At 72.8% G+C, this 14,365-nt stretch carries 19 protein-coding genes; all 19 read left to right on the top strand.

Annotation, left to right across the window (positions count from 1 at the left end):
* Window positions 1–29 precede the first annotated feature (29 nt).
* The 19 genes from FH715_RS07305 to FH715_RS07215 all read left to right on the top strand — a co-directional run bounded on the left by FH715_RS07305 (window position 30) and on the right by FH715_RS07215 (window position 14,229).
* On the top strand, window positions 30–818 hold the full coding sequence (locus FH715_RS07305; RefSeq protein WP_139641986.1) for a thioesterase II family protein: 789 nt from the start codon (window positions 30–32) through the stop codon (window positions 816–818).
* 209 nt (window positions 819–1,027) lie between these two features.
* Window positions 1,028–1,282 carry an acyl carrier protein gene (locus tag FH715_RS07300; protein WP_139641983.1) on the top strand — a complete coding sequence of 85 codons (255 nt, stop codon included), beginning with the start codon at window positions 1,028–1,030 and terminating at the stop codon, window positions 1,280–1,282.
* Between the two features lie 88 nt (window positions 1,283–1,370).
* Window positions 1,371–2,669, top strand: a complete 1,299-nt coding sequence (locus FH715_RS07295) for a beta-ketoacyl-[acyl-carrier-protein] synthase family protein (RefSeq protein WP_139641980.1) — start codon at window positions 1,371–1,373, stop codon at window positions 2,667–2,669.
* Window positions 2,669–3,814, top strand: coding sequence for a beta-ketoacyl-[acyl-carrier-protein] synthase family protein (locus FH715_RS07290; protein ID WP_139642312.1), 1,146 nt, complete (start codon window positions 2,669–2,671; stop codon window positions 3,812–3,814). The genes FH715_RS07295 and FH715_RS07290 overlap by 1 nt, the downstream gene beginning before the upstream one ends.
* Entirely contained in the window at window positions 3,811–4,761 is a 951-nt protein-coding gene (locus FH715_RS07285; RefSeq protein ID WP_139641978.1) for a beta-ketoacyl synthase N-terminal-like domain-containing protein, read from the top strand. The genes FH715_RS07290 and FH715_RS07285 overlap by 4 nt, the downstream gene beginning before the upstream one ends.
* Window positions 4,758–5,588, top strand: coding sequence for an alpha/beta fold hydrolase (locus FH715_RS07280; RefSeq protein ID WP_139641975.1), 831 nt, complete (start codon window positions 4,758–4,760; stop codon window positions 5,586–5,588). Before FH715_RS07285 ends, FH715_RS07280 begins: the two co-directional genes overlap by 4 nt.
* Entirely contained in the window at window positions 5,585–6,628 is a 1,044-nt protein-coding gene (locus FH715_RS07275; protein ID WP_139641973.1) for a hypothetical protein, read from the top strand. The genes FH715_RS07280 and FH715_RS07275 overlap by 4 nt, the downstream gene beginning before the upstream one ends.
* The gene (locus FH715_RS07270; RefSeq protein WP_139641971.1) at window positions 6,625–6,978 is read left to right on the top strand and encodes a hypothetical protein; all 354 of its coding nucleotides are present in this window, start codon (window positions 6,625–6,627) and stop codon (window positions 6,976–6,978) included. Before FH715_RS07275 ends, FH715_RS07270 begins: the two co-directional genes overlap by 4 nt.
* 2 nt (window positions 6,979–6,980) lie before the next feature.
* Complete coding sequence (locus FH715_RS07265) at window positions 6,981–7,388, top strand: hypothetical protein (RefSeq protein WP_139641969.1); 408 nt, start codon at window positions 6,981–6,983, stop codon at window positions 7,386–7,388.
* Window position 7,389: 1 nt separating this feature from the next.
* Entirely contained in the window at window positions 7,390–7,836 is a 447-nt protein-coding gene (locus FH715_RS07260) for a hypothetical protein (protein ID WP_246108612.1), read from the top strand.
* Between the two features lie 117 nt (window positions 7,837–7,953).
* Window positions 7,954–9,060 (top strand): beta-ketoacyl synthase N-terminal-like domain-containing protein, encoded by a 1,107-nt coding sequence (locus FH715_RS07255; RefSeq protein ID WP_139641967.1) that lies wholly within the window; start codon window positions 7,954–7,956, stop codon window positions 9,058–9,060.
* A 91-nt stretch (window positions 9,061–9,151) separates the two neighbouring features.
* Window positions 9,152–9,406: an acyl carrier protein gene (locus tag FH715_RS07250; protein WP_097231058.1), complete on the top strand. Its 255-nt coding sequence runs from the start codon at window positions 9,152–9,154 to the stop codon at window positions 9,404–9,406.
* On the top strand, window positions 9,406–9,924 hold the full coding sequence (locus tag FH715_RS07245) for a 3-hydroxyacyl-ACP dehydratase FabZ family protein (protein ID WP_139641965.1): 519 nt from the start codon (window positions 9,406–9,408) through the stop codon (window positions 9,922–9,924). The genes FH715_RS07250 and FH715_RS07245 overlap by 1 nt, the downstream gene beginning before the upstream one ends.
* Window positions 9,921–10,616, top strand: a complete 696-nt coding sequence (locus FH715_RS07240) for a 3-hydroxyacyl-ACP dehydratase FabZ family protein (protein ID WP_342782163.1) — start codon at window positions 9,921–9,923, stop codon at window positions 10,614–10,616. Before FH715_RS07245 ends, FH715_RS07240 begins: the two co-directional genes overlap by 4 nt.
* Complete coding sequence (gene fabG, locus FH715_RS07235; RefSeq protein WP_139641963.1) at window positions 10,613–11,359, top strand: 3-oxoacyl-[acyl-carrier-protein] reductase; 747 nt, start codon at window positions 10,613–10,615, stop codon at window positions 11,357–11,359. Before FH715_RS07240 ends, fabG begins: the two co-directional genes overlap by 4 nt.
* Window positions 11,360–11,393: 34 nt before the next feature.
* Window positions 11,394–12,044: a 2-hydroxychromene-2-carboxylate isomerase gene (locus tag FH715_RS07230; RefSeq protein ID WP_139641961.1), complete on the top strand. Its 651-nt coding sequence runs from the start codon at window positions 11,394–11,396 to the stop codon at window positions 12,042–12,044.
* A gap of 195 nt (window positions 12,045–12,239) precedes the next feature.
* Entirely contained in the window at window positions 12,240–12,452 is a 213-nt protein-coding gene (locus tag FH715_RS07225; RefSeq protein WP_139641959.1) for an MbtH family protein, read from the top strand.
* A gap of 413 nt (window positions 12,453–12,865) precedes the next feature.
* Window positions 12,866–13,903, top strand: coding sequence for a polyprenyl synthetase family protein (locus FH715_RS07220; RefSeq protein ID WP_139641957.1), 1,038 nt, complete (start codon window positions 12,866–12,868; stop codon window positions 13,901–13,903).
* A 119-nt stretch (window positions 13,904–14,022) separates the two neighbouring features.
* Window positions 14,023–14,229, top strand: coding sequence for a hypothetical protein (locus FH715_RS07215; RefSeq protein WP_139641953.1), 207 nt, complete (start codon window positions 14,023–14,025; stop codon window positions 14,227–14,229).
* Window positions 14,230–14,365: the final 136 nt, after the last annotated feature.

Raw genomic sequence — 14,365 nt, 5'->3', positions numbered from 1 at the left:
GCGCGGGAGCGAGCAGGGGGCAGCCAGGGATGCGAGCGGATGGACCGGCAGGTGAGAGCCCCTGGTTCCGCCACTACCGGGGGACGAGGGCGCCGCGCGTGCGGCTGGCGATCCTGCCGCACGCGGGCGGCACCGCCGCCTTCTACCACGAGTGGGGCGAGGCGTTCGGGCCGGACGTCGAGGTGCTGGTGGCGCGCTATCCGGGGCGGCAGCAGCGGCTCCACGAGCCGTGCATCGACCGGATGGAGCCGCTGGCCAACGAGGTGACGGGCGCGCTGCTGCCGTTCACCGACCTGCCGTTGGCGATATTCGGGCACAGCATGGGCGCCTCCCTCGGCTACGAGGTGGCGCTGCGTCTGGAGAAGCTGCACGGCGTGCGGCTCGACGGGCTCTGCGTGTCGGCACGCGCCGCACCGCACCGGGTGGCGCCCAGGGACGAGTATCTGGCGGACGACGCCACGCTGCTGGCCGAGGTGCGCCGGCTGGGTGGCACCGACGGCTCGGTGCTGGACGATCCGGAGATGCGGGAGCTGCTGCTGCCCGCGATACGCGCGGACTTCGCCGTGGTCGGCACCTACCGGCCGCGTGCCCCGATGCCGGTGAGCTGCCCCGTCGTCGCCTACGCGGGCGCCGACGACCCCTCGTCGCCCGTGGACGGCGTGCGGGCGTGGGGCGACGTGGCGCCGGCCGGATTCACGCTGCGGGTGCTCACCGGGGACCACTTCTATCTCGTCGGCCGGCGTGCCGAGGTGGTCGCCGACCTCCGTCGGCGGCTTCTCGGCGCGCGGGAAGTGGCGGCTGGTCAGGGGCTCGGTTAGCAGCTTGTTGCAGCGCTCCTTGTGAGCGTGCGGGCGCCCTCGTTAGAAAGTTTTGAGAGAAAGCACCACCCCGAACGACAAGCGACACCGCACCACTTGAGCAGCATCCGCCCGCCGGCCGGACCATTCGGCCCGTGAGCCGCGGGGCGGACTTCTCACTCCCACACCACGGGACCCGACACGGGGCCCTCACCGAGAAGAGGACAGGTATGCCCGCCACCACGCGCGACGAGCGTCTTGCCACCATCAAGGAAATCGTCTGCGACATTCTGGAGATCGAGGAGGACGAGGTCACCGAGACCAGCCTCTTCAAGGAAGACCACGACGCGGACTCGCTGCGCGCCATCGAGATTCTGGCCGCGCTGGAGAAGGAGTTCGGTGTCGTCATCGACCAGGCCGAGCTGCCCCGCATGACCAACCTCAAGGGTGTCTACGCGGTGGTCTCGGAGTCCGCCGGCTGGTGAAGCGCCGTCGCCGGCGTCAGCGGGCGGGCGCGGTCCGAGGGGGGCCGTCCAGCGGGCGGCCCACGACCGTGGGAGTGAAGGGGCAGTCATGACGGCAACACGGCTCGACGCCGGCGCCAAGGCGCCGGGCGACGAGGCCGGGCACCGGGTGGTGCTCACCGGCCTCGGCGTGGTCTCCAGCATCGGCCTGGGCGCCGACCGGTTCCTTGAGGGGCTGCGTGCCGGGCGCAGCGGCGCCCGGCCCATCTCGGTCTTCGACACCGAGGGCTTCGCCCACGCGCAGGGCTGCGAGGTGACGGAGTTCGAGCCCGAGCGCTGGATCGAGCGGCTGGAGCCGGCCCAGCTCGGCAGGGCCGCCCAGTTCTCCGCCGCCGCCGCCCGCATGGCGCTGGCGGACGCGGGGCTCGACCTCGACGCGCTGCGCGAGCGGCGCGGCATGATCTCGATCGGCACCACCGACGGCGAGTCCTACGACCTCGACCAGCTGGTCGAGCGCGAGGTGGCCGACGGCGCCGGCGCGTTCGAGGGCGAGGCGGCGCGGCGGGTGCCGGCGGCGCGCCTCTCGGTCGTCATCGCGCAGGAGTTGGGGCTGCCCGACGTCGAGGCGGTGACGGTGCCGACGGCCTGCGCCGCGGGGAACTACGCGATCGGCTACGGCTTCGACGCGGTGCGCAGCGGGGAGGCCGAGTTCGCGTTCTGCGGCGGCGCCGACGCGATGTGCCGCAAGACGTTCACCGGCTTCTACCGGCTGGGCACCATCGCCCCCGAGCGCTGCCAGCCGTTCGACGTGGACCGCAAGGGCATCCTCACCGGCGAGGGCGCCGGCGTGCTGATCCTGGAGCGGCTGGAGTCCGCGCTGGAGCGCGGCGCCACCATCTACGCCGAGGTGCTGGGCTACGGGCTCAACTGCGACGCCTACCACCCGGTCGCGCCGAACCAGGCGAGCGTCGCCGAGTGCATGAGGCTCGCCCACGAGAACGCGGGCGTCAAGCCGGAGCAGGTGGACCTGGTCTCCGCGCACGGCACCGGCACCCAGGCGAACGACGTCACGGAGACCGGCGCGATCCGCGAGGTGTTCGGCGAGACGCCGCCGCGCACCGTCTCCATGAAGTCGATGCTGGGCCACTCGATGGGCGCGGCGAGCGCGCTGGGCGCCATCGGATGCGCCCTCGCGCTCCAGAACGACTTCATCCCGCCGACGATCAACCACGTCACCACCGACCCCGAGTGCCAGGTGGACTGCGTGCCGAACGAGGCCGTCCCCGCCGAGCTTCGCGTGGTGCAGAACAACGGCCTCGCCTTCGGGGGGAACAACGCCGTGGTGCTGCTTGGCCGTTACGACACCGCGGCCGAGGCGGCGGGCGCCGCCCCGGCCTGGGAGGCATGATGCTGAGCCGTCCGATCACCGGAATGGGCGCGGTGGCCAGTGTGGGCCGCGGCGTGGCCGAGCTGTTCGACGGGCTGTGCGCGCGGCGCACGGGCCACGCGGAGTTGCGCGGTTTCGACCGCAGCAGGTTCCGCGCGCGGCACGCGTACGAGGTGGACGACCGCGGCCCCGAGGGCGTGGACGTGCCGGCGCGGGCGACGGGGCTGCTGCTGGACGCGGTGGCGCAGGCCGCGGCGGACGCGGGCCTCGGCGATGACCTGTCCGGGATTCCGATCCTGGTCGGCACCGGGCTGCGGGAGCTGCGTTCGGCCGAGCTGTGGTGGCGGGACGGTGCCGAGCTGGACGACGCCGGGCTGCACTTCGGGACGGCGCTGCGCGAGCGGTTCGGCGCCGACGACACGCACACCTTCTCCAACGCCTGCTCGGCCTCGCTCTACGCGCTGGCCCTCGCCTCCGACCTGCTGGAGCAGGACGACACGGACACGGTGATCGTGGCCGGCGTCGACGTGCTGACGGAGTCGATGTACGGGCTGCTGGAGCGGGTCCACCCGGCGCCGCCGGACCGGGTGCGGCCGTTCGACGCGCACCGCACCGGGGTGCTGATGGGCGAGGGCGCCGCCGCCGTGGTGCTGCACCGCGACGCGGAGGCCGCGGGCGAGCGCGCGGTCCGCGCCCGGCTGCGGGGCGTCGCGGTCAACTGCGACGCGTACCACGTGACGGCGCCCGACCCGGACGGCATCGCGACCGCGATCCGCTCGGCGCACCGGCTGGCGGGCGTCAAGCCGGCCGACGTGGACCTGGTGATGCTGCACGGCACCGGCACCCTGCTCAACGACGAGGCCGAGGCGACCGCCATGGCCGAGGTGCTGGGCGAGGACGGCGACCGGCCGCTGATGACGGCGGTCAAGTCGATGACGGGCCACACCTCGGGCGGCTCCGGCCTGCTGAATCTGGTGATGGGCGTGCGGGCCATGGAGGAGGGCCGGGTGCCGCCGACGCTGGGCCTGGAGCAGCCCGTGGAGGAGGCCGCCGGCTTCCGCTTCGTCACGGGCGAGCCGGCCCAGGCGCCGGTGCGCGTCGCCCAGTTGAACGCTTTCGGCTTTGGCGGCATCAACGCCGTCGCGATCGTGGAGGCCGCCCGATGACCGCGTCCGTGGTGGTGACCGGGGCCGCAGTGCTGCTGCCCGGCGCCGACTCCCTGCCCGCGCTGCTGACGGGCCCCGCCGCCGGGGGCGAGCCGCCGGCGCCCGCAGGGCTGGTCGGCAAGAAGGGACTGCGGTACAAGGACCGGGCCACGCAGCTGGGTTACTGCCTGGCGGTGGCCGCGCTGCGCGACGCCGGTCTCGTGGAGGGTGAGAAGCCCACCGGGACCACCGTGCCCGCCGAGTCCGTCGGCGTGGTGGCCAGCTCCAACTACGGCAATCTGGACACCGTCGCCCGCGCGCTGGACACCATCCGCGAGGAGACGGTGACCGGCACCAGCCCGATGGACCTGCCGAACGCGTCGAGCAACGTGATCGCCTCCTCGATCGCGATCCGCTACCAGCTGCGCGGCCCCAACCTGATGGTGTGCAACGGCGCCACCTCGGGCCTGGACGCGGTGCGTTGGGCGGCGACCATGATCAGGGCCGGGCGGGTCAGCCGGGTGCTGGTGCTGGGCGTCGAGCCGGACAACGAGGTGGTGCGCCGGCTGCTGGACGGCCGCCGCGCCGTGGACGGCGGCGCCGCCGTCGTGCTGGAGGCGGCCGAGGCCGCCGCCGAGCGGGGGGTCGCGCCGCGCGCGGTCCTCGGGAGGCAGACCAGGGCCGGCGACACGGCCGCCGTGCTGGAGAGGCTGTCGGGCGACGAGGCCCGCTGGCTCGGCCCGGAGGCCGGGCCGGGCGGCGACGCCCCGGCGGCGCTGCCGGTGGAGGCCGGCGCCGCCCTGCCGGAGCACTCGGGGCGCGCCTCGGGCGCCTTGGGCGTCCTGCAACTGGCCACGGCCGTCGGCTGGTTCGACGAGGGCGCCGTCGGCCGCGTGGTGGCGCTGGCCGGCACGGCCGGTGACGACGCCAGCGCCGGCCTCGAACTGATCGCGCCGGGGGCGCCGTGAACGGCACGACCGGGGCCGAGCCGCCGGTCACGGTGGCTCGGCGCACGCACGGCGCCGGGCCCCGGCTGCTGTTGCTGCACGGCCTGGCGGCGGGAGAGTCCCTGTGGGACTCCTGCCTGCCGCTGCTGCCGCCCGACTGCTCCGTCTGGACGGCTCAGCTCCCCTGGCGGAACGGCGGCGTCGAGGACTGGGCGCGGCGCGGCGACCCGGGCGTGTGGCTGCGCCAGGCGCTGGACGCGGTGCCCGGGGGTCCCGAGGTCGTGGTCGCGCACTCCATGGCGGCGACGCTGCTGCTGGACGTGCTGCACCGGGAGGCCGAGGAGGGCCGCGCGCCGCTCGCCGAGCGGAACACCCGGGCCCTGGCGCTGGTCTCGCCGTTCTACCGGGCCTCGGCCGAGGAGTTCGACTGGGAGACCATCACCTACTACCTCAACGACTTCCACCTGATCATGGAGGAGGGCATCCGGGTCCACTCGGCCGGCCGGTTCGCGCCCGACATCCAGCGAGCCATGGGCGAGCGGGTGCGGGACTTCGTCGGCCCCTACGGGTGGATGCGCTTCTTCGACCTGTATCTGCGCACACCCGATCTGCGGGTGGACCGGTTCGACGTGCCGTGCCTGCTGCTGGCAGGCGAGCGTGACTTCGCCGCCCCGCCGGGCGAGGCCCTCGCGCTGGCCGCGGCGCTGCCCGACGCCCGGGCCGAACTGCTGCCGGAGACCGGCCACTTCCCCATGATCGAGGACGCCGCCGCGTTCACCCACACGCTCAACGCGTTTCTCGCCGCGACCGTGGCATCCGATTCCCGCACTTTGGAGCCCCAGAGATGAGCATCGTCACCGAAACCGCAGTGAAGGCGCTGCTGGACACGAAGAGCAGCACCCAGGTGCGGCCCCGCTACGAGGGGTCCAACATCTGCACCTGGATCGGCTTCAAGCACGTCAACTACATGGTCGAGGAGGCGGTCCTCGACCACTTCCGGCAGTCGGGGCTGCCGGCGCGCGGCCTGTACGAGGAGCACGGTCTCGGCCTGGACATCGTCGGCCTGGACACCCGCATCCTGCACGCGTTCCACATGGACGACCTGGCCACCGCGACCGTCACGCCGAACACCAAGGAGGCGGACGGCACCATCGGTCTGAAGGTCGTCATCGAGGTCGAGCGGGACGGGGAGACCCTGAAGGCCGTCACCTCGAAGGTCCGGGTCGCGCTGCGGATCGACGGCTATCTCGCGGCGGCCGAGCCGGCGCCCGAGGCGCTGGCCAGGTTCGCCGTGGAGCGGCTCGGCGGGCACGCGGCGACCGGCGTCGAGCCCTCGGCCGCCGTGGTCGAGGCCGCGGCCGGCACCGAGCACGACCCGTCGACGATCGTCCGTTCCGACGACCCGTCCGACCCGCTGCTCGCCGCGCTCACCCAGGGCGCCAACGCCTACGCCTGGAAGTGGCGGATCCCCTACCCGTACTGCCACTTCACGGAGCGCCTCCAGATGTCCGGCTACCTGCGGCTGATGGAGGAGGCCAAGGACCTCTTCGTCGCCGAGCGCGGCATCTCCATCAAGTCCCTGCTGGACGACCGCCGCTGGATCCCGGTCGTGCCGCACTCCTCGATCACCCTCACCGACGAGGCGCTGATGGAGGAGGTGCTGTACACGGTGTTCACCGTGGAGGAGGTCTTCAAGGACTTCGTCTACACCTCCCGGATGGACACCTATGTCGTGCGCGACGGCAAGCCCGTCCTCACCTCCACGGGGAAGATCACCCACGGGTACGCGGTGATCGAGAACCGCCGCGACTGGAAGCTGGTCAGCCTGGACCAGCGGGTGCTGGACGCGGTGAACGGCACGGAGACGGGCGCGGTGCGGGACGCGTGAACACCACCTGGGAGGGAGCGGCCGGGCGGCCTCGGCATCTGCTGGTGGAGAGCCAGGGCCGCGCCGACGTCGGGGAGTTCGGCTTCCGCAGGGACGCGGTGGCGCTGGCCGCCGCCGGGCGGGGGGTGCTGCTCTACCTCGTCCAGGACGGGGTGGCGCTGGCCCTGCCCGGCAGCGACGAGCGGCTGGACGCGTTCCAGGCGGCCGGCGGCACGCTCGCCGCCGACGACTTCTCACTGGCGCAGCGCGGCCTGGCCGACGCGTCGCTCCGTCCCAGGACCCAGGTCGCCGGCATGGACGACCTGGCCCGTTGGGTGCTCGACCCGGACGTACAGGTGGTGTGGCACTAGCGATGGCACGACGCATTCCGAAGACCGACGTGCTGGTGACGCTGATGGGCGCCCCGCACGCGTCCGACCAGGTCACCAGCGCCCTGCGGTTGACCCAGGCGCTGTTGGAGCGCGGCGCCGGCGTCCAGGTGTGGACGTGCGGCTACGCCACGCTGCTGACCCAGCGCGCGCTGGGCGAGGACAAGCCGCGGAACCTCGCCGACTGGAACACCGACTATCCCTCGATGGCCCGGGTGGCCAGCGGGATGCTGGAGGCGTTCCCCGACCAGCTGTACTGGTACGGCTGCCGGTTCTGCAGCGACGACCGGGGCGCCCACGACCATCTGCCGCAGGTGGTGCTGCGGCCCCCGGCCGGGTACGCGGCGAACGTGGCCGCCGCCCGCCGGGTCATCAAGATCGGGGTGATCTGAGATGCCCCACGGGACGAAGCCGGCTTCGGGGGCGGGCGCGGACACGGTCGAGGAGGCCGACGAGCGGCGCTGCCTGGGCATCGTGGAGCGCGCCTACCGGGGCGCGTTGGAGAAGCAGTTCTTCGACGAGCTGTATCTGTCGGTCGAGATGCACCGCCAGCTCGGCGGCCTCGACCTGCTGCTGCGCGGCCAGGCGGTCTGCTACGCGGCGGCCTCGGCGACCGTTCCCGAGCTGCGGTTCGGCAAGGCGACCGTGACCACGCTCAGCGACCATCGCCGGGACCTGGTCACCCTGCTGGAGAACGGCGTGCGGGTGCTCGCCGAGGAGTCGTCGCTGGCGGCGTATCTGCCGGGCGGCGCCGCGCGGTTGACGCCGGGCGTGGTGCCCGTCGCCGACGGCGAGCTGGCCCCGCGCTGGCCCGACTACCGGCTGGTGTTCTTCATATGACCGCGCCGACCACCGCGCCGACGAGCGTGTCGACCACCGCGCCGACCACCGCGCCGATGCCCAGGCCCGCGCCTCCGAGCGCCCCACGACGACCCTGCGAGTAGGAACGAGACGGACATGAGCCCCACCACCGTCGCCACCCGGCGTCCGGTCATCACGGCCTGGTCGGCCGTCTCCCCGTTCGGGGTCGGCCGCGCCGCCTTCAACGCCGGCATGGCCGAACGCCGCGCCACGGCCGCCCCCCTGGACCCCGCGCTGGGCCCGATGCCGCACGAGACGGCCTGCCTGGTGCCCGGCTTCGACGTCCGCGCCCAGCTGGGCAAGAAGGGCACCCGCTCCATGGACCGCGTCACCGGGCTGACCGTGACCGCCGTGGGCCAGCTGCTCGACGAGGCGGAGCGCAACCGCCGCGTCGGCACCGGGGAGGAGGCCGCGTTCGTGCTCGGCACCACGACCGGCAGCGCCCAGTCGATGATGGACTTCACCAGGGAGTCGCTCACCGGCGACAAGCCGTTCTTCGTCGACCCGGCGCGCTTCCCCAACACGGTGATGAACTGCGCCGCGGGCCAGAGCGCCATCTGGTACCAGCTGAAGGGGCCCAACACCACCGTCGCCGGCGGCCGGAGCGCCGGGCTCCACGCGTTGAACTACGCCCGCAGGCTGCTGTCCACCGGCCGCGCGCGGGCCGTGCTGTGCGGCTCGGCCGAGGAGTTCACCCCGGCGCGCGCCTGGCTCGAACACCGCTCCGCCGAGCGGGAGACTGCCGGCGCCGCGCTCGGCGAGGGCGGGGCCGTGCTGCTGGTCGAGCCCGCCGGCGGCGAGGACCAGCCGGTGCTGGCCGAGGTGCTGGCCGTCGAGTTGGGCGTGGAGCTGGACGGCGACACCCGGGGCGCGCTCGCGCGCACCCTGCGCCGCGCCCTCCAGCGCGCCGAGGTCACGCCGGACGAGGTGTCGGCGGTGGCCTGCTCGGGCGCGCCCGGCACCGCGGGCGAGGCCGAACTCACGGCCGTGAGCGAGGCGTTGGGCGGCTCCGGCGCCGACTCGGCGCGGATCACCCATCTGCCGGCCGAGCTGATAGGCGACACCGGCGCCGCCGCCACCACGCTCGGCATCGCCACCCTGCTCTCCGAGGCGGAGCGGGCGCCCTCGGGCGACCGGATCGGCCTGATCACCTCCGTCGACCGCGCCGGCTCCGTCGGCTGCGCGGTGCTGCGCCTCCGCTGAGCGGGGCGCCGGCCCAAGACCCGCCGGGCGTCGACGCTACGACGTCCCGGCGTTGCCAGAAACATCCGTTAGCGAGAGATCGGAAGAGACCATGACGAGCGCTCCGGCCACTCTGGAGAAGGAAGACCTGCGCGCCACCGTGGCCCAGGCCCTGGACGTGGAGGTCGCCGACCTCACGGACGACGCCAGCTTCGTTGACGACCTGGAGGTCGACTCGCTGATGGCGCTTGAGGTCGTGGTCGTGCTGGAGAAGAAGTACGGCGTCAAGCTCCCCCAGTCGGAGCTGAAGGAGATCACCACCCTCCAGACCGCCTTCGACCTGCTGAGCCGCAAGCTCGCCGGCTGATGGTCACCACGGACGCAGCCACCGCCCCCGCCGCCGGGACCGTGCCGTACGCCGGCCCGGTCGCCGGGCCGGTGCGGGTGTTGGCGCGGGAGACGGACGGCGAGGGCGGCACGGCGAGGGCCGCGCTCACGGTCGCGGCCGGCGAGCCGGTGCTGCCGGGCCACTACCCGGGTTTCCCGATCTTCCCCGGCGTCTGCCTGGTGGAGTGCGTCCGGCTGGCCGCCGAGGCCACGGCGCCCGCGCCGCTGGCCCCGGCGGACGGCGGCCCCACCGGGATGGCCGAGATCGAGTCCACCCGGTTCACCGGCCCGGTCTTCCCCGGCGACGAGGTGACGATCACCCTCGACTGGCGGCGGAAGGCGGCCGGTTGGCAGTGCCGGGCGGCGCTGTCCGGCCCGCGCGGCGAGGCCGCGAAGGTCCGGTTGCGCTTCGAGGCCCCGGCCGGGGAGCGGCCCGGGACCGACGCGAGGTCCCCGGGCGGCGAGAAGTCCCCGAACGGCGAGGAGGGAACGGCGTGAGCGAGACCCCGCGCGCGGTCGCCGCGGCGCAGGCCCAGATCAGGGCCAGGCTGCCGCACCGCTTCCCGATGCTGCTGGTCGACCGCGTCACCGAGGTGGTCCCCGGCGAGCGCCTGGTGGCACGCAAGGCCGTCACCTGCAACGAACCCTGGTACGCCGAACTGGGCCCCGACCACCCCGAGTCGGCGTTCGCCTACCCGCAGACCCTGCTCGTCGAGTCCTGGTGCCAGTCCGCCGGGGTGCTGGCGACCTGGGACGCCCCCAACCCGGACGTGCTCACCGGCCAGGTGATGCTCTTCGGCGGGATGTCGGGTGTGGTCTTCCACGCCCCGGTGCTGCCGGGCGACGTGGTGGTGCACGAGGTGCTGCTGAGCCGTTCGCTGGGCGACACCCTGATCTTCGAGGGCGTCTCGACGGTCGAGGGGGAGCCGGTGCTGACCGTGGAGCGCGTGGTGATGGCCCTGCGCCCGGCCGAGGCCCTGCGCCCCGCCACCACCGAACGCCCCACCGAACCCGCCACCGAACGCACCGACGCCGCCGACTCCCCACCGGCCGCCACGACTTCGACCGCGACCGCTCCGGTCGCCCCGGCCTTGGCCGACCCGACCTCGGCCGACTCCCCACCGGCCGCACCGAACGAACCCATCGCGCCGCCGGCAGCGGCGTCCGCACAGACGGGAAGTAGCGCATGAGCACCACCGAGCGGCCCGTGGCCCTGGTCACCGGGGGCACCCGGGGCATCGGCCGGGCCACCGTGCTGGCACTGGCCAAGGAGGGCTACGACGTGGCCTTCTGCTACCGGTCGGCCGAGGACGCCGCCCTGCTCGTCGAGAAGGAGGCCGCGGAGCTGGGCGCCCGGACGCTGGCGCACCGCGTCGACGTCGCGGACGGCGCCGCCGTGCGGGCCTGGTTCGCGTCCGTCGAGGCCGAGTTGGGCCCGGTCACCGCCGTCGTCACGGCCGCGGGTGTCACCCGGGACAACCCGCTGGTCCTGATGGAGGACGACCAGTGGCACGAGGTGCTGGACACCAACCTCGACGGCGTCTACCACGTCTGCCGCACCGCCTGCTTCGAGATGATGAAGCGCCGCGCGGGAGTCATCGTCAACATCTCCTCGGTCGCCGGCGTCTACGGCCAGGCCACCCAGACCAACTACTCGGCCTCCAAGGCCGGGATCATCGGCTTCTCCAAGGCGCTCGCCAAGGAGGTCGCGCGCAGCGGCGTGCGGGTCAACGTGGTCGCGCCGGGCTTCATCGACACCGACATGACCAGCTCGATGAACGACAAGGCCCGCAAGGAGGCCGTCGGCAAGATACCGATGCGCCGCATGGGCCGGGCCGAGGAGGTCGCCGACATGGTGGCCTACCTGGTCTCCGACCGCGCGGCGTACGTCACCGGCTCGGTGCTCCAGATCGACGGGGGCATCACCCTCTGACCGCCGCACCCGACGAAGAGACCTGGAGGAAGTGATGGCCAGACGGCCACCGCGCTGGTACTTCTCCTTCCGCAGCCCCTACTCCTGGCTGGCGTACCACGACCTGCTGACCCACTACCCGGATGTCGCCGACGGCGTCGAGTGGCTGCCGTTCTGGGAGCCCGAGGAGGCGTTCGCCAAGGAGCTGGCCGCCGACGGCATCGCGCTGCCGTACGCCACGATGTCCAAGGCCAAGCACCTCTACATCCTCCAGGACGTGCGGCGGCTGACGGCCGAGCGCGGACTGACGATGGTCTGGCCGATCGACCGGGAGCCGCGCTGGGAGGTGGCCCACCTCGCCTACCTGGTCGCCCAGGACGCGGGCCGCGGGCGGGAGTTCGTCGACGCGGTGTACCGCGCGCGCTGGGAGTGGGGACGGAACATCTCCGACCCGGCGACCATGGTGGAGGTCGGCGAGGAGCTGGGGCTCGACCCCGCGCCGCTGGCCGGGGCGGCCGACGATCCGGAGGTCCGGGCACGGGGGCTGCTGGCACTGCGCGCGCTGGACCGGGACGATGTCTTCGGGGTGCCGTTCTTCCTCCAGGGCCACGACAAGTTCTGGGGCGTCGACCGGCTCCCCGGCTTCGCCGCCGCGCATCGGAAGGCCGCGCATCGGAAGGCTGTCGAACACCGCCGGGAGGGGTGAGCGTTTCTTTCTGGTCGGTAACTTGCCATGCTCGACCCCGATCACAACAGAACAAGGCTTACCGAGAACCGCCCGTGACGAAAACGGAATACGACCGCTTGACGACCGGGTCCGGGTAAGGCGGGATGGTCCGGTGACCCTTCCGTGAACCAGGACCACTCGTACCGCACTTCAGCGATTCAAGGAGAACGTTCCATGGCGACCAACCCGTTCGAGGACGACAACGCGAGCTACTACGTGCTGGTGAACGACGAGAACCAGCACTCGCTCTGGCCGGCCTTCGCCGAGATTCCGGCGGGCTGGACCACGGTGCACGGCCAGGACAGCCGCGCGGCCTGCCTGGAGTACATCGACACCCACTGGACCGACATGCGTCCGAAGAGCCTCGCCGAGGCGATGGGCGACTGACCTGCGAGGCGGCGGTGGATGCGCCGCACGACCGCACCGTGGCCCGGGCCGCGCGGGACCCCGCGAGGCCCGGGCCACGCGCCGTGCGGGATGCTTGAGCACGGCGCCGGGGGAACGAACGGGCGCCGCCCCGTCGTTGTCCCTAAGAACCAACGAAGGAAAGCACCGGCAAGACGTCATTAAGAAGACACGGAGATGTCAACGCGAAGCAAAATTTTGCCGGTAGTTGTCACCCGCTGTCTCGAAGCTGCCATTTCCATTGCGAGCTTCAACCATTTACTGCCATCGTGCCGGTATGCGGCGGACGGGTTTCCCGCATTCAGGCCCCTCGCGCCCCCTCGCGAGCCACCGGCAACACCACCCCAGGCGCGCCCCCGTTCGGGTCCAGCCGCAGAGAACTGACGAGGATTGAGATGGCGGACTACGCGCTCTCGTATCCGGAGGCCGGGTACGCGGACCTTCTCAATATGCTGGACATCTCCCACGCCCCACTGGCCGACCGCCTCCGGGAGGGCATGGACCGCACCGAGACGCGGCTGCGCGGCTGCGTCACGGAGGCCACCGACCCGTTCGTCGCCACCACCGCGGGCCATCTGATCGAGGCAGGCGGCAAACGGCTGCGGCCCCTGCTGGTGCTGCTGGGCGCCGAGTTCGGCGATCCCGGCGGCGACCACCTCGTCGACGCGGCGACCATCGCCGAGCTGGTGCACGTCGCCTCCCTCCACCACGACGACGTGATGGACCGCGCCACCACCCGCCGCGGCCGGCCCACCGCCAACGCGCGCTACGGCAACGGGATCGCCGTCTTCTCCGGCGACTGGCTGATGGCCAAGGCCGCACGCATAGCCGCCGAGTTGGGCGACACCTCCGTACGGCTGCACTCCGAGACGATCGAGCGGCTGGTCGAGGGCCAGCTGCGGGAGCTGATCGGTCCCGGCCCCGAGGACGACCGGCTGGCCTACTACCTGGAGGTGATAGCCGGCAAGTCCGCCGCGCTGATCTCGGCGGCGCTCCGCCTCGGCGCGCTGGAGGCCGGCGCCGGCACCGAACTCGTCGAGCGCGTCGGAGAGTACGGTGAGCAGCTGGGCATCGCCTTCCAGATCGGCGACGACCTGATAGACGTCACCTCGGCACAGTCCGACTCCGGCAAACAGCGGGGGCAGGACATCGCCAGCGGGGTGGTCAGCCTCCCGGTGCTGCTGGCGCTGGAGGACACCTCCCCGACCAACGCCGAGCTGCGCGACCTGCTGACCGCGGGACCCGTGCCCGGCACCCCGGAACACACCCGCGCCGTCGACCTGTTGTGCGCCTCCGACGCCATACCCAGCGCGCGGAAGGTGCTCGACGAACGGCTGGCCAGAGCGCGCCGGGTACTCACCACGCTCCCCGGCGACCACTCCGTGCGCGCGCTGGACTCGCTGTGCGACTACGTGTCGCGGCGCACCAACTGACCGAACCGAGCCGTGCGCGGCGGCGCCACCCCCACCGGCGGTGCGCCACGGACGGCGCTGGCCCTCCCGGGGGCGGCGCGTAGGTATGCGGACCGTTCCGCTGGGTAAGGAGACTTCCGATGACCGTTGAGCCACAGGCCACCGTCGAGCCGCAGGCCCAACCCACCGCCCCTGGCGGGCGCGACCACCTGGGTGACCAGGAGTATCTGGAGCTGCCGGAGCCCGGCACCGAGTGCGACGGCTGGGCCAATCTGCTCGCCGCCTACATCGACTCCCTCACGGTGACGCCCGGCGGCGACGAGGGACACGCGGGCGGTTGCGGATAACGCCCCAAGTGGCCGCTTCTCCCTCGCTCTTGGGCCGAGTTCAGGGAACCGGTCGGTAACTCTGACCTGTAGCGGACACAAGTGTGCCCACGGGCAACCCGCATCACACCTCCCGCCGTACTTTGGCGTGGACGGA

It is taken from the genome of Streptomyces sedi (assembly GCF_006335015.1).
In the GTDB taxonomy this organism is placed as follows: domain Bacteria; phylum Actinomycetota; class Actinomycetes; order Streptomycetales; family Streptomycetaceae; genus Streptomyces; species Streptomyces sedi.
The sequence above is the reverse complement of the archived record's forward strand: the minus strand, read 5'-3'. Positions and strand labels throughout refer to the sequence as shown.